We start from the raw sequence: 13,004 nt of genomic DNA, 5'->3' as shown, positions 1-13,004 counted from the left end.
CTACGACACTGGTTCTTGGTCCGCTACTCAACACGCGCCAGAAAGGTGGCACGGCCGCCGGAGACGCGGCTTCGACTTGTCGGGGCCCTGAATTAGCCTGATACCCGTGGCTGGGTTTTCTGGCACACCACGCACCCGATATGCCAGTTGCGGCGACACCGACATCGCCTACCAGGTGTTCGGCGATGGACCGATCGACCTGATACTGCTTCCGGGACCCTCGATTCCGATCGACTCGGTCGACGCCGAGCCGTCGATGTACCGCTTCCATCGGCGGCTGGCGTCATTCGCCCGGGTGATCCGGCTCGACCAGCGCGGGATCGGGCTGTCGTCCCGCGTCCCCTCGATCGACCTGATCGGGCCGCAGTTCTGGGCGAAGGACGTCGTCTCGGTGATGAACGCGGTGGGCTGCGAGCGGGCCACGATCGTGGCGCCGGGCTTCACCTCGATGACCGCGCTCACGCTGGCGGCCGAATACCCGGAACGGGTGAGCAGCCTGGTCATCATCAACGGCGCGGCCCGCACTCTGTACGCCCCGGACTACCCGATGGGCGCCAAGATAGAGACCCTCGACCCGTACACGACCGTCGCAATCGACCCGGACGCCGTCGAGCAGGGCTTCGACATGCTCGGCATGATCGCGCCCAGCGTCGCCCACGACGACGCCTTCCGCGCCTGGTGGGACGCCGCCGGTAACCGCGCCGCCTCGCCCAGCATGGCCCGCGCGATGATCCTGACCATTCGGCAGGCCGACGTGCGCGACACCCTGCCGCGCATCACCGCACCGACGCTGATCCTCCATCGCGCCGGCTCCGAATTCACCCCGGTCGAGCACGGCCGGTACCTGGCCGAGAACATCGCCGGCTCGCGCTTCGTGGAGCTACCGGGCGACGACACCCTGTACTGGGTAGGCAACACCGCCCCGATGCTCGACGAGATCGAGGAGTTCATCACCGGCATGCGGGGCGGTTCGGACGCGGAGCGCCTGCTCACCACGATCGTGTTCACCGACATCGTCGGCTCGACCGAACGCGCCGCCCTGCTCGGCGACGGCAGGTGGCGCGACCTGCTGGACAACCACGACACCATCATTCGGCACGAACTGCAGCGGTTCGGCGGGCGTGAAGTCAACACCGCCGGGGACGGGTTCGTCGCCACCTTCTCCAGCCCCAGCGCCGCGCTCGCGTGCGCCGACGACATCGTCGACGCGGTGCGGGTGCTGGGTATCGAGGTGCGGGTAGGAATTCACGCCGGCGAGGTCGAGGTGCGCGGGGCCTTGAAAAACGATATCGCCGGCATGGCCGTGCACATCGGTGCGCGGGTGGCGGCGCTCGCCGACGCCAGCGAGGTGCTGGTGTCCTCGACGGTGCGCGACATCGTCACCGGCTCGCGCCACCGGTTCGCCGACCGCGGCGAAAGCGAGCTCAAAGGCGTGCCGGGTCAGTGGCAGCTCTGCGCCTTGGTGCGCGAGCGCGCCGCCGTCCGGCGGTGACGAACGGGTCGGCGTAGGCTGCCAGCGGGGGTGTGTCGGAGCCGGAGCTCACAGGGCGCCCACCTCGATTCCTGCTGCACCACTTGATTTTTGATCGAAGGAGTACGCGTGACCGACGTGCATGTCTCGCTGCCACCCGCGCTGCGCCGAGCGCTGGACCTACTTGCCGATCCGCCGGCGGATCCGGACGTGAGCAAGGGCTATCTGGATCTGCTCGGCGCCGGATCGGCCGAGGACGAGGCCGTCCCGAAGAACACCGGTCCGATACAGGCGGCGTGGGCGTCACCGATCGGGTCGATGTTGTACGACAACGCCCAGGCGCTGTCACGGCGGCTGATCAGCGCGTGGCAACTGCCCATCGAGTGGTTGAGCATCCCGCCCGGCGGCGTGGCGCTGGACGTCGGCTCGGGTCCGGGCAACGTCACGGCGTCGCTGGCACGCGCGGCCGGCCCCGACGGGCTGGCGCTGGGCGTCGACATCTCCGAGCCGATGCTGGCCCGCGCCGTCCGCAACGAAGCCGGGCCGCAGGTCGGCTTCATCAAGGCCGACGCGCAACGACTTCCGCTGCGCGACAACACCGTTGACGCCGTGGTCTCGACGGCCGTGCTGCAGCTGGTTCCAAATCCGGCGGCGGCACTGGCCGAGATGGCCCGGGTGCTGCGGCCGGGCGGGCGGCTGGCGATCATGGTGCCGACCGTCGGGCAGGCCGCCAGGTTTTGGCAAAAGCTGCCGAACGTGGGGGCGCACGTGTTCGGCGACGACGAAATCGGCGACATCCTGGAAGACAACGGATTCGTCAGCGTGCGGGTCAAGAACTACGGCACGTTCCAGTGGGTGCGCGGCAAGAACGGCTGAGCCTCAGCCCCGTTTGAAAGCCGGATGCCCGCGCCTCAGCACCGGCAGCAACAGCTCGGGGGGCGCGACCCGGAAGAAGGCCGACGCCACCCGGTTGACGCGGCCGGGCACGACGACGGCCTTGCCGGCCGCCAGCCCGTCGATGCCGGCCTGGGCGACCTTGTCGGCGGGCACCCACATCACTTGTGGCAGGGCCGATTCGGCCTCCTCCTTGGAGAATCCGGCCGCCTCACCGAATCCGGTGTCCACCGGCCCCGGGCACAGCGCCGTCGCGCCGACCCCGGTGCCGCGCAGCTCACCCCGCAGGCTGTGGGTGTAGGACAACACGAACGCCTTGGCGGCACCGTACGCCGCCTGGCCCGGCAGCGGTCCGAACCCGGCCACCGATGCCACGTTCAGCACGGCGCCCCGACGGCGCTCGACCATTCCCGGCAGGAACCGGCTGCACAGGTCCACCACCGCGGCCACATCCACCTCGACGAGGTTAACCTCCTGCTCCGGAACGGATTTCGCAACCAGGCCGAGCGTCGAAAGACCGGCGTTGTTGACCAGGATGTCCGCAACCAGACCTAGGGCGCCGACGCGCTCCGGCAGACCCGCCCGCGCGCCCCGGTCGGACAGGTCGGCCGGCAGCGGGTGCGCGTTGGGACCCAGGCGCGCGGCCAGCGTTTCGAGACGGTCGGCGCTGCGGGCCACCAGCACCACCTGATACCCGCGCCGCGCGAGTATCTCGGCGAACTGCTCGCCGATTCCCGACGAAGCGCCGGTGACGATGGCGGCGCGGTCGGCGCCCGGCGGTGGCAGGGCCATGTCAGCCGTCGCTCGCCTGGGCGAGCGTGGCGAGCCGGTCGATCGACTCGCGCAGCATGTCGGAGGTTATCGAGGCAGCTCTGGCCAGCCGGGTGCTGTCGTTCAGCTCCGTCCAGTCGTAGGTGTGGGTCACGCTGGTCAGGGTCGCGTTGATTGGTTGCAGCTCCCAGCGCCACAGGTGGCCGGGCGGCAGCTTCTTGGGCTCTGCCGGGCGCCAGGCGATTTTGGTGCCTTCGATGAATTCGACGACGTGATTCTCCCGCACCGCACCGTTGGTGAGCGTCATCTTGAACACGTCGCCGACCCGGTGCACCCGCTGACCCGGGGCGGCCGAGGCGAGGTTGTCGTTGCCGTCCCAGCTCGGCTGCTGGGCGGGATCGGCGATCAATTCGAAAATCCGCTCGGCGCTCGCCGAGATGACACGGGTCGCGCTCACGATGCGTTCGGGTTCCATGTCGCCATCCAAACATGCCCGCGGGGCGGCGCGGATGTGACTTTCGGCCAACGGTCGGGGACCTTCGGCCGTCGCAGCGTTCGCGCGCGCAATGCGATCGTAGTTCTCGCCGGGACAACCCGGTGGCCTGTCCGAAGTGCAGCAAGCCCATTTTTGGGTGAGGCCCCCACGGCCTGCTTGACCCACCGTCACAAGACGGGGATCTGCCTTCGGACAGGCCATTTACGCGCCCGCCCGGGTCAGCCCACGCGGAGCGCCTCGACCGGTCCCGACAGCGCGGCCTTCATGTACCGCGTGTCGTCGTCGGCCAACACCTCGGCGTCGCCGCGCTCGACGCCGTCGACGATCTGCCGCGCGACATCGCGCGGGTCGTTCTTCGGCGCGTCGAAGCCGGCGGCCATGTCGGTGTCGGTGAAGCTCAGGTGCGCGCCGGTGACCAGGGTGCCCTGCTTTTCCAGCTCGATGCGCAGCGAGTTCGTCGCCGCCCACAGGGCCGCCTTGGAATCGCCGTAGCCGCCGAAGCCCGCGACCCAGGACAGGATCGACAGGGTGTTGACCAGGGCCCCGCCGCCATTGTCGGCCAGGATCGGGGCGAACGCCTTGGCGACCCGGAGGGCGCCGAAGTAGTTCGTCTCGAACACCTCACGCACCTCCTCGATGTCGCTGCCGAGCAGCTTCGGCGCACCGATGATGCCGGCGTTGTTGATGACGATCTCGGCGTCGGTCGCCGTAGCAGCCAGCGCCGCAACGGAATCCGGCTTGGTGACGTCCAGCTCGAGGGCGACCACCCGCGGGTCCTCGCTGGGCTTGGGCGCCCTCGCCGTGGCGTAGACCTTCGCCGCGCCCCGCCGCAGGAACTCCTCCACGATGGCCTTGCCGAGTCCGCGCTGCCCGCCGGTGACCACGACCGTCGAGCCTTTGATGTTGACCATGATCTACACTCCTTGACGTAGGTGAAAATGTTTTGCTTCTGTCACCGTAGTTGACCGCGCCGACATATGCAAGTATATTTTGGCTATGTCTTTAGAATGGTCTGCGTCACAGCGCTACGAGCTGGCGCCGGCCCCCGGCGGCCTGGGCCTGGTCCAGGACTTCCTCAACACGGCGGGCATCGAGGGATACGGGCCGGACCTGCTGGCCGACACGTCCGTCGCGGGCGACTGGGCGGCTGGGGCGGTGCGGGCATGGGCGACCGCGCGCGGGCTGGACGTGCAACCGCCGCTGCTCGGCGACGCGGACGTGGCGAAGCTTCGCGCCGTGCGCGACACGATCGCGGGGCTGGTCTCGGGGAAACCGCCGGCGGGAGGCCCGACGGGCACCGCCTCGGCGTCCCTGACGCTGTCGGAGGCCGGCGAGGTACGGCTCGAACCCGCCGGAACCGGCTGGCGCTGGCTGGCGTCTGCGCTGTGGGGAGAGGTTCTGCTCAGCCAGCGGGACGGCACCTGGCGACGGATCAAGCGGTGCCACAACCCCCAGTGCGCATCGACGTTCTACGACCGTTCGAAGAACAACAGCGGGGTGTGGCACGACGTGAAGACGTGCGGGAACGCCGCGAATTTGCGGGCTTCGCGCGCCCGCCGACGCGAACGCGACCGCGCGGGGGGCTAGTCCGGGCCCCCGGCCCTCAGCAGCGCTCGACCCCCTTCGGCATGATCCGCGGGTGAGAACCCGCTCGGCGCGGCGCGCTTCTCAGCACCGCCTGCAGGGCGTCGCACGCCCGTGCCTTGATCGGCGTGACGATGTCGAGGCTGGTCGGGCTCTGACGCACCCAGTGCTGCAGTGTTGGCACAGTTGCCGTCCTTGTCCGTCCCTTGTTCATTCGGTCAGTTCGCCGACTCATTGAATTGCATCCCAGGGGTTTTACGGGCGCGCCGCGCCGCGGTAAACGTCGCGAAAAGCTCTTTTGTGGCGTCAGGCACATTCGCGGCGGCGCGACGGGCCCGTCACACCCCGGCCCGGAACCGTCGCAGATAACCGAACAGCCGGTGCGCCGGTATGGCCTTCGGCCAGTCGTCGGCGCGGAAGTACGCGTCGGTCCCGCCGTCGACGAAAATAACGCTGCCACAAAGGAAGTCGGCGGCGTCCGACAGCATGAAACGCATCCATTCGGCCAGTTGCCCAGCGTCGCCGAAACCGCCGACCGGCACCGGGAACGATCGAACCGCTTTCGCCTGCCGCGGGTCCGACAGCTGCTCTTGCAGCATCGGCGTCATGATGGCTCCCGGCGCCAGGGCGTTGAGGCGCACACCCGAGCCGGCCCACTCCGGTTGCACCGCATGCCGGCGCACCCAACGGGCCACAGCGATTTTCGAGGCCGCATACATCATCGTCGGCGCGGCCGGCCCGAACGGCCACACCGATCGCACCGCCCTGTCGGCGTCGTGCGCGAGCAACGCCCGCACGGTCCGCCCGGGCACCGCGGGCACGGTCGTCGTGGAATTGCTGGAGACAACGACGACTTTCGCGCTGCCAGCCGCGGCCAGCGCCGGTCGCAAGGCGACCAGCAGCTCGACCACGCCGAGGTAATTGACCTGAGCGATCAGTCGGGCCCGGTCCCGGCGCCGACTAGGGCCCAGGCCGGCGGCCAGCACGGCACCCCCGAGCCTGCCGCCGCAGGCCGCCAGGACGCCGTCGGCGGCCGCCTCGCGGCCGTGCGGCGTCGACAGGTCGGCGACCACGTCGGCATCCTTCACGTCGACACCGATCACGGTGTGTCCGTCGGCCCGGAGCCGCTGCGCGGCCTCGCGGCCCATTCCGGACGCGGACCCACTGATCGCGTACGTGCCCATTCAGATCTCCGTTGCTCGCCGGTCAGGTCGTGGTGGCGGCGCGCTCGACGTCGAGCAGCTGCTCGCCCCGGCGCTCCTCGTCGTACGCCTTGCGGCCGCCCCGCAGCCCGAACAGCCGTTTCGATATCAGCAGGTAGATGACGGCGGCCACATTGATCGTGAAGGTGACCAAGCGGGTCATCGTGATGCCCTTGGCGAGGTCGTGGATTTCCAGCGGCAGGAAGACCGACGTGGCCACCACCGCGAAGTACTCGCCCCAGCGCTTCAGCAACCACAGACCGACGGCCTCGATGACTTCGATCAGGGCGTAGCCGACCAGCATCAAAGTCAGCAGCGCCAAGGTGGATGGCTTGGCCGCCAGCGCCTTTTCCAGCTCGTGCACGATCGTCATCTGATCGACCTTGAACCCGGCGGCGCGGAAGATCGGCAGGTCACGGTCCAGGGTGGCCTGGATGGCCCCGCGTGCCCCGCGGAATTTCCAGACGGCGTACGCCGCGAGGGCAATCACGATCGCCCGAAACAGCCGTTCGACCGCGAGCGCACGAATGATGATGGCCTGGCGTAAAGCCTTGCCGCGCATGATCATCGGTGCGTCGTCGGCATGGCCACGCCCATGCGGTGCACCGACGGTGAACTCCCCGCAACGCAGGCAGCGCCAGACTTCGCCCAGGCCGGTGGTGCCGCTGAGCCGCTCAGCGAGCGCCTGATCGTCCGGCGCGTACGTCACATGCCCGGCCAGCGCGCAGGTGACCAGTTCCCACCGGTTGATGCCGCGATCTTTGCGCATGGCCGATCATTCAACGCCCGGCGCGAACGACGCAAGGGGGCGGGGTCAGAAGCGCACCCTGGTGCGGCGACGTCGGGCGCTCGGGCTGACCGCGCCGAGCAGCGCGGCGAACTCGGCGACGGGGATCTCGTCCAGGTGATCGACGGCGGCGACGATGTCGTCGCGCAGCGCCTCGTCGCAGAACGGCTCGGCGAGCCAGCCGAGCTTGTCGACGACGCGCTGCCAGGACATCGGCCGGGTGGGCGATCCCTCGTAATCGCTCTGCTCGCGGCTGAATTCCCGCCTGTCGCGCGTGAGCACGTGCACGCGGGCCGCGGTGCGTTGGGGGTAGGCCGCGTTCAGGTCGGGCGCGGCCTTGACGTCGACCCGGGCCAGCAGGTCCTGAACGTCGCCGCGCAACAGGCGTTCCGACTCGATCTGTCCGGGACCGACGCCCCCGTCGAGCAGCGCCACCGCGCTTAGGTATTTCAGGTTGTAGTCGGCCTGTTCCTTGGTCAGCGGGTGGTCCTTCCCGCCGTACGCTCCCCCGCCGGCGAAGTCATAGGCGCCCTGGAACACCTCGAGCCTCACCCCCGCGACGTCTTCGCCGCGCAGCCCGTTGTCGCCGCGGATCGCCAAGACCGCGTCAATGATGGCCTGCCCGTGGATAAGTGAGCAGTACTGCTTCAGGTAGGTCTGCTCGACGCAGGCGAGCGTCCGGTCTGCGGTGTGGAAGTCAATCGGCTGATCGAACAGCTGCACCAGGCCGTGCGGGCCTTCGAACAGCGATTTGGGCCCGGTGACCCCGCGACCGGCCAACATCGTCGTGTACACCGCGCGCATGCCGGTGATGGCAGGCGAGATGCCCTTCCAGTTCGAGACCGGTTCGGCGTGCACGGCCGCGAGTGACACGTTGTCGGCGGTGGCGGCGGCAATCGCGTTGGCGGTTTGCTCGGCGTCGAGCCCCAACAGTTTGGCCGACCCCGCCGCGACCGACATCGCCAGTTGTAGAGCGTGATTGAGCCCGCACGCCATCACGGGAACCTGGGCGCTGAACCGGCACTGGATCTCGTAGGCGACCGCGAGCGCCAGCAGGAAATCGGCACCGGTGGCGTTGACATGCTCGGCCACCGCCAGGATCGCACCGAAGTTGTCGGCGGGATGGCACAGTCCCCCGGCCGTCAGATAGGTGTCGAGCAGATCGGGGTAGCGCACCAGGACCGCGTTGAAGAACGCCGCCTGATCCACCGAGGCCCGGCCACCCCCGACGAGCGTCGCGGTGGGGACGCCGCTGAACTGGTCGGCGTGTTCGCGAATCGTGGCGATCAGCTCACCGTCCAGCGAACCGACGGCGCAGGCGACGCTGTCCAGCACGTTGCGTTTCAGCAAGGCCCGGGGTTGTCCGCTCAGGTCCTCCTGCCGGGCGCCGACGACGAAGCCGGCAAGCTCGTCGACAACATAGTTATGTGCCATGGGGTTTCGTCCTCCCGTCGTTGCCTCCACTGAAGCGCGGCACCGACACGGAAGTCCAGGACCGATCTCTTACCAGTGCTCGACCGGAGTTCCTACCGCAGTTCGGCGCCCGAGGCGAGGGCGTCGCGGTGCGGGTCGTCGGCTGGAGCCCACCACCGGTCGGTGGGAGGGACGAGCCAGCCGCGGCCGCGCGCTGTCGTCAGCAGCGCGTCCACCAGCCCACGCACACCGGCCCGATCATCGTCTTGGCGGTGCAACAACGACCATGTCCACAGGGGTGTCGGCTCGGCGACGGGCCGCTGGCCCAGGCTGGGTGGAATGACTGCGGTATGTCGCTTCGGTGAAGCCAGCACGGGGGCGCCGATCCTGCGCACGTGGGCGTAGAAGGCGTCACCGGTGACGCCGCCATCGTCGATCCTGACTATCCGCGCACCCGTGTGGGCCGCGAACTCGCCGGCGAACCGATTCCACGACGACCATGCCGACTCGTCAGCGTCGACGAGGACCTTGACCCGTTGCGCGGCAATCGGTTCCGGTGATCCGACGCCGGGAAGCACGGCCTGCAGGGGTTCTGCACGCAGCAGGTGGGCCGTCAACCCGCGTTGCTTGACCTGCTCGGCGGTCACCCACGCCAGCGCGATATCAAGCGTGCCCTCCGCCACGCGGTCGGCCTGCGCGTGCGACGGCAGCACCCATTCGTCGACTCGCAGCGCCACCTCGGGCCCAAGCAGGCTGGTAATGTCGTCGGGCAGCCAGCTGACGTAACCCAGCCGCACCGGCGTGCTCTCGGCCGCCCCCAGCTGCAGTCGACGCTTGGCGTCGTCGGCCAGGCCCAATATTCTCAGCGCGTCCGGCAGCAGGGTGCGTCCGGCTTCCGTCAGCCGGACGCTGCGCCGGTCTCGTGCGAACAGCTCGGCCCCCAACTCGCGTTCGAGGGCGATGATCTGTTGGGAGAGAGCCGGTCCCGAAATATGCTTCCGCTTGGCAGCGCGACCGAAGTGCAACTCCTCGGCAACCGCCACGAAGTAGCCCAGCTGCCGTAGTTCCATGAGATGAGCTTAAGTGGCTCTACCTGCGGTAGGAAGCGTGACTTAGCACTGGTCGAAAGCCCGTCGTGGACGCGCCGACGTTCCGGGGGTTGGCTGGGCTAAACAACCGCGATCACCCGAGGAGGGGCCGGTGCGACTCCCGCTGTTGCCACCGAGCGGTTTGACCGCCGCACAACAAGACCTTTACGCCGACATGCGTGCCGTAATCGACAGTGGCTTCGGCGAACTCGTGGCATACCGCGGCGACGGCGCGCTGATCGGGCCGTTCAACGGTTGGCTCCACTTTCCCCAATTCGGCTCGCCGGCTTGGGCGCTCAACAGATCGCTGTGGGAGCACGCCGTACTGCCCGGCAACGTCCATCAATTGGTCATTCTGGTAACCGCGGCGAAGTTCGGGGCGCGCTACGAGATCTACGGGCATGAGTACTTCGCCCGCCGCGCGGGGCTGTCCGGCGACAAGATCGCCACCATCGCCGCCGGTGAGCGCCCCGCCGACTTGACCGACGACGAACGCGTCGCGTACGACATGGCGGCCGCGCTCAACCGCGGCGGCGTGCTTCCCGAAACCACCTATCGAGCAGTCGTAACTCGGCTCGGCGAGCAAGGGGCTGCCGAGATCGTGTTTCTGGTCGGCTGCTTTTCGATGGTCGCCGTGACACTCAACGCATTCGACGCCGGAGTGCCCGGCCGCGAGGAGACGTAGCCCCTCTACCCGGTCAGGATCCGATACTGCGCGGCCAATTGGTGCTGCGCGCTATCGAGCTGGCGTGCAATCGTTTTAATGGTGTATCGCCCCGACGCGGCCAAACACCAATAACGCGGCACCAGCCCGCTGGCCCCGGCGACACGGGTGCAGCGGCTCCCGGGCAGGCCAGCCGCCGGCGAAGAAGCCTGTGCCGCTGGGGTTTTGGCTAGGATGTCACTGTAGGCGTCGGCAAGCGTCTGGGCGCCGGCGGGGTCCTTTGCTTGGTACAGGGTGGCGAGGTTGACGGACACATAGTCCACACCCGCCGCGGTCAGCGCCGGGCCGGCCTGGACCGGGTCGTCTTCCAGGTGCAGCGCGCCCGCCGTCTCGTAGGCGGCCCCGGACATCGGGGTGGTCTGGTCGGCGGGCAACGGCAGGGTGCGGGCGACGAGACCGGTGGGGTCCAGGGGGAGCGCGGGGAACTGGTTGGCGTCAGTGGGCCGAAACGCGTCGATCAGCGGTATCTGAAGATCGATCGTGCGGGCGGCCAGCGGTGCTTCGCAATCCGGTCCGGTGACGCAGCGCGCGACCTGGACGAGAACATAGGGACCATGGGCGGTGAACACCGTCAATTCACGCACCGTCTGGGCGCCGTCCTGGTAAGTCAGCAGTGCCGCCGCCGCGTCGGGGTGGCCCGGGATGGGGACGGCTTGCTCGGGTTCGGTGACGATGGGCGTGGCGCTGGGAAGGCGTGGCATGGCCATCGCCCTGGCGTGCATGCCGTGGGCCGCCGAGGTCGCGGTGCCGGGGTTGGCGAAGCGCAGGACGGCATTGCGCAGCGACATCTGGTGGTCGGGCCCGGGCGTTTGTCGCTCCGACATGAATCCGACCACGAAGGGAAGAGCGAAGGCCCCGCCCGTGATTGGCGTCCAAACAACTTGGGAGAGTTGGTCGAAGTTTTTGATCACGGTCGCCGAGCTGTTGGAACCCGGCGCGGTCAGGGAGGGGTCGGCCTGCCAGGGCCCGACGACAAAGGCGGCCATGCGGCGGCCCTCGACAAGGCGACCGGCTTCCTCGGATCCGGCGTTACCGAGTGGGGGCAAGGGGTCGGTCGGGTAGTTGCCCGGATCGAGCAACGAGGGGTTCACCGAAGACGACGGATTTGACCCCGGCTGGGACGCCTGCCGCGCGGAGCCCGCAGTGGTGTGGTGGCAGGCCACCAGAACGGCGGCGAGCAGCACCGCGCGCATCGACTTCTTCGCCCGTGCCCCTGGACTTTTCACGGTTTGCAGATCTTCCAGCCGTCTTCGAGTTTCAGCGGCAAGCTCACCGACCGCGACCCCAGGGCCTCGTTTTGCGCGTCCATTGTCGCGGTGGCGGTATCGCCGGTGATCGCCACCGAGGTGATCTTGACGGTGGTGAGGCCGTTCTGGGCGCGGCTCTTCTTGAGATAATCCATTACGGAACCCGTGAATTCGATGCGCATCGCCGAGCACATCAGTTCGGTGTAGGCGTCCCAATTCTGGGTGTTGTAGGCGTCTTGAAACGCCATCACGGTCTGGCGTATCTGGTCTTCGGCGGACTCGGTCGTCGGGGGTGGCGGCGTAAGCGGGGCATTGGTCGGGCCCGCGACCACCGAGGTGGTGTTGTGCGGGAACACCGGGGTGCCTCCGGTGACGACGGAGCAGGCGGCGGTGACGGCGGCGACGCCCAGCGCGGCTCCCGCTCTGGCCCACGCCGACGCCGGCGCGCGCATTGCCCACCTCATTGGCGCGGCACCCTGGCGGCGGTCGCGATGACCAGCGCAGCGACGTCGGGGGCGCCGGTTGAGCGGCATTGCCGGATGTCGATGATGACGTTGCCACGCACCTGCATGCCGTGCTGACAGGTGGCGCCGCCCCCGCGCACGGTGGCGGCCAGGACGAGCACACCGGAGGTGGTGGTCGGCTGGGCGAAGTCCCACGCCTGACCGGCCGTGCCCGGCGCGGTCACCGTGATGGCCTTGCCCCCGCACAGGGCCCACTGCCCGCGCTGGTTGACGTAGGAAGGTCCCGCCTTGTCCGGGGGAAACGCGATGACCGCCTGGGTGACACTGTCCTGCCACGCCGTTTCGTTCAGGGCGCGCAGGATCTGCACCGCCACGCCGGTGTAACCGCTCGCCCCGTACGCCGATTGCTGTGCCGGTGCCCACGCCCCGGCGCACTGCGGGCTGTCGAGGGTCGCGGAGTCGTCCGACAAAGTGGAGCCGTCATGTTCGAGAACCAGGGGGCCTCCGTTCGTTCCGCTCGGAATCTGTGCGGCCGTCAGCAGGATCGAGCGCAGCTGGGCGGCAGCGATATTGGTCGCCGGTGGGCCTTGCGGCGACTCCGAGACCGACCCCGGCGCGGTGCCGGGGTCCGTGCCTGGGCCCCCGCGCCCTCGATCGGGCCAGACCAGCACGGTGACCACCGCGGCCGCGACCAACCCGGCGGCGGCCACCGCGGCGCCGATCACGCCCCATCGGCGCCGGCGCGGTGGCGTTCGCGGGCGCGGATCCGGTGGAATAGTGCGCTGCCCGCTGTGCTGCCACCAGGCCGGCGCCGGGGACCGCACGGGATAGGGGCCGACCTGCCCGCTCGGTATGGGCGGCAG

At 68.9% G+C, this 13,004-nt stretch carries 15 protein-coding genes; 4 read left to right on the top strand and 11 right to left on the bottom strand.

The features are described from left to right. Nucleotides 1–106 precede the first annotated feature (106 nt). Complete coding sequence (lipJ, locus tag AC5Y5E_RS09000) at nucleotides 107–1,492, top strand: bifunctional lipase/adenylate cyclase LipJ (protein ID WP_499902657.1); 1,386 nt, start codon at nucleotides 107–109, stop codon at nucleotides 1,490–1,492. A gap of 108 nt (nucleotides 1,493–1,600) precedes the next feature. After that, a complete protein-coding gene (locus tag AC5Y5E_RS08995) occupies nucleotides 1,601–2,347 on the top strand; it encodes a class I SAM-dependent methyltransferase (RefSeq protein WP_499902656.1) in 747 nt (248 codons plus the stop codon). A 3-nt stretch (nucleotides 2,348–2,350) separates the two neighbouring features. Here AC5Y5E_RS08995 and AC5Y5E_RS08990 read toward each other — a convergent pair whose 3' ends face one another. From AC5Y5E_RS08990 to AC5Y5E_RS08980, 3 genes are all read right to left on the bottom strand, one after another. Beyond that, nucleotides 2,351–3,157 (bottom strand): SDR family NAD(P)-dependent oxidoreductase, encoded by an 807-nt coding sequence (locus AC5Y5E_RS08990; protein WP_499902655.1) that lies wholly within the window; start codon nucleotides 3,155–3,157, stop codon nucleotides 2,351–2,353. A gap of 1 nt (nucleotide 3,158) precedes the next feature. Beyond that, entirely contained in the window at nucleotides 3,159–3,611 is a 453-nt protein-coding gene (locus tag AC5Y5E_RS08985; protein WP_499902654.1) for an SRPBCC family protein, read from the bottom strand. A 239-nt stretch (nucleotides 3,612–3,850) separates the two neighbouring features. Further along, nucleotides 3,851–4,543: an SDR family oxidoreductase gene (locus AC5Y5E_RS08980; RefSeq protein ID WP_499902653.1), complete on the bottom strand. Its 693-nt coding sequence runs from the start codon at nucleotides 4,541–4,543 to the stop codon at nucleotides 3,851–3,853. Nucleotides 4,544–4,628: 85 nt separating this feature from the next. Here AC5Y5E_RS08980 and AC5Y5E_RS08975 point away from each other — a divergent pair, with 85 nt between their 5' ends. After that, nucleotides 4,629–5,219, top strand: coding sequence for a CGNR zinc finger domain-containing protein (locus AC5Y5E_RS08975; RefSeq protein WP_499902652.1), 591 nt, complete (start codon nucleotides 4,629–4,631; stop codon nucleotides 5,217–5,219). Between the two features lie 16 nt (nucleotides 5,220–5,235). Here AC5Y5E_RS08975 and AC5Y5E_RS08970 read toward each other — a convergent pair whose 3' ends face one another. The 5 genes from AC5Y5E_RS08970 to AC5Y5E_RS08950 form a co-directional block, all read right to left on the bottom strand. After that, nucleotides 5,236–5,400 carry a hypothetical protein gene (locus tag AC5Y5E_RS08970; protein WP_499902651.1) on the bottom strand — a complete coding sequence of 55 codons (165 nt, stop codon included), beginning with the start codon at nucleotides 5,398–5,400 and terminating at the stop codon, nucleotides 5,236–5,238. 154 nt (nucleotides 5,401–5,554) lie between these two features. Further along, the gene (locus AC5Y5E_RS08965) at nucleotides 5,555–6,400 is read right to left on the bottom strand and encodes an SDR family oxidoreductase (protein WP_499902650.1); all 846 of its coding nucleotides are present in this window, start codon (nucleotides 6,398–6,400) and stop codon (nucleotides 5,555–5,557) included. Between the two features lie 22 nt (nucleotides 6,401–6,422). Then, nucleotides 6,423–7,187, bottom strand: coding sequence for a DUF2127 domain-containing protein (locus AC5Y5E_RS08960; RefSeq protein WP_499902649.1), 765 nt, complete (start codon nucleotides 7,185–7,187; stop codon nucleotides 6,423–6,425). A 45-nt stretch (nucleotides 7,188–7,232) separates the two neighbouring features. Then, nucleotides 7,233–8,639, bottom strand: a complete 1,407-nt coding sequence (locus AC5Y5E_RS08955) for an MmgE/PrpD family protein (RefSeq protein WP_499902648.1) — start codon at nucleotides 8,637–8,639, stop codon at nucleotides 7,233–7,235. Between the two features lie 92 nt (nucleotides 8,640–8,731). Further along, entirely contained in the window at nucleotides 8,732–9,688 is a 957-nt protein-coding gene (locus AC5Y5E_RS08950; RefSeq protein WP_499902647.1) for a LysR family transcriptional regulator, read from the bottom strand. A 130-nt stretch (nucleotides 9,689–9,818) separates the two neighbouring features. Between AC5Y5E_RS08950 and AC5Y5E_RS08945 the strand changes: the two genes are divergently transcribed. Next, nucleotides 9,819–10,391, top strand: coding sequence for a carboxymuconolactone decarboxylase family protein (locus tag AC5Y5E_RS08945; RefSeq protein ID WP_499902646.1), 573 nt, complete (start codon nucleotides 9,819–9,821; stop codon nucleotides 10,389–10,391). 5 nt (nucleotides 10,392–10,396) lie between these two features. Here AC5Y5E_RS08945 and AC5Y5E_RS08940 read toward each other — a convergent pair whose 3' ends face one another. From AC5Y5E_RS08940 to AC5Y5E_RS08930, 3 genes are all read right to left on the bottom strand, one after another. Beyond that, nucleotides 10,397–11,656: a DUF7373 family lipoprotein gene (locus AC5Y5E_RS08940; RefSeq protein WP_499902645.1), complete on the bottom strand. Its 1,260-nt coding sequence runs from the start codon at nucleotides 11,654–11,656 to the stop codon at nucleotides 10,397–10,399. Then, entirely contained in the window at nucleotides 11,653–12,141 is a 489-nt protein-coding gene (locus AC5Y5E_RS08935; RefSeq protein ID WP_499902644.1) for an Rv0361 family membrane protein, read from the bottom strand. Before AC5Y5E_RS08935 ends, AC5Y5E_RS08940 begins: the two co-directional genes overlap by 4 nt. Further along, nucleotides 12,138–13,004, bottom strand: an 867-nt coding sequence (locus AC5Y5E_RS08930; protein WP_499902643.1) for a sensor domain-containing protein, incomplete at its 5' end; no start/stop codon positions are given. The genes AC5Y5E_RS08935 and AC5Y5E_RS08930, both read right to left, overlap by 4 nt.

Source organism: Mycobacterium sp. NGS54 (assembly GCF_059812465.1).
The sequence above is the reverse complement of the archived record's forward strand: the minus strand, read 5'-3'. Positions and strand labels throughout refer to the sequence as shown.

Bases quoted from the DNA above. Each gene is read 5' to 3' on its own strand.
- AC5Y5E_RS08960 (WP_499902649.1), bottom strand. From the start codon at position 7,187: ATGCGCAAAGATCGCGGCATCAACCGGTGGGAACTGGTCACCTGCGCG.
- AC5Y5E_RS08965 (WP_499902650.1), bottom strand. From the start codon at position 6,400: ATGGGCACGTACGCGATCAGTGGGTCCGCGTCCGGAATGGGCCGCGAG.
- AC5Y5E_RS08985 (WP_499902654.1), bottom strand. From the start codon at position 3,611: ATGGAACCCGAACGCATCGTGAGCGCGACCCGTGTCATCTCGGCGAGC.
- AC5Y5E_RS08955 (WP_499902648.1), bottom strand. From the start codon at position 8,639: ATGGCACATAACTATGTTGTCGACGAGCTTGCCGGCTTCGTCGTCGGC.
- AC5Y5E_RS08935 (WP_499902644.1), bottom strand. From the start codon at position 12,141: ATGAGGTGGGCAATGCGCGCGCCGGCGTCGGCGTGGGCCAGAGCGGGA.
- AC5Y5E_RS08980 (WP_499902653.1), bottom strand. From the start codon at position 4,543: ATGGTCAACATCAAAGGCTCGACGGTCGTGGTCACCGGCGGGCAGCGC.
- AC5Y5E_RS08950 (WP_499902647.1), bottom strand. From the start codon at position 9,688: ATGGAACTACGGCAGCTGGGCTACTTCGTGGCGGTTGCCGAGGAGTTG.
- AC5Y5E_RS08975 (WP_499902652.1), top strand. From the start codon at position 4,629: ATGTCTTTAGAATGGTCTGCGTCACAGCGCTACGAGCTGGCGCCGGCC.
- AC5Y5E_RS08990 (WP_499902655.1), bottom strand. From the start codon at position 3,157: ATGGCCCTGCCACCGCCGGGCGCCGACCGCGCCGCCATCGTCACCGGC.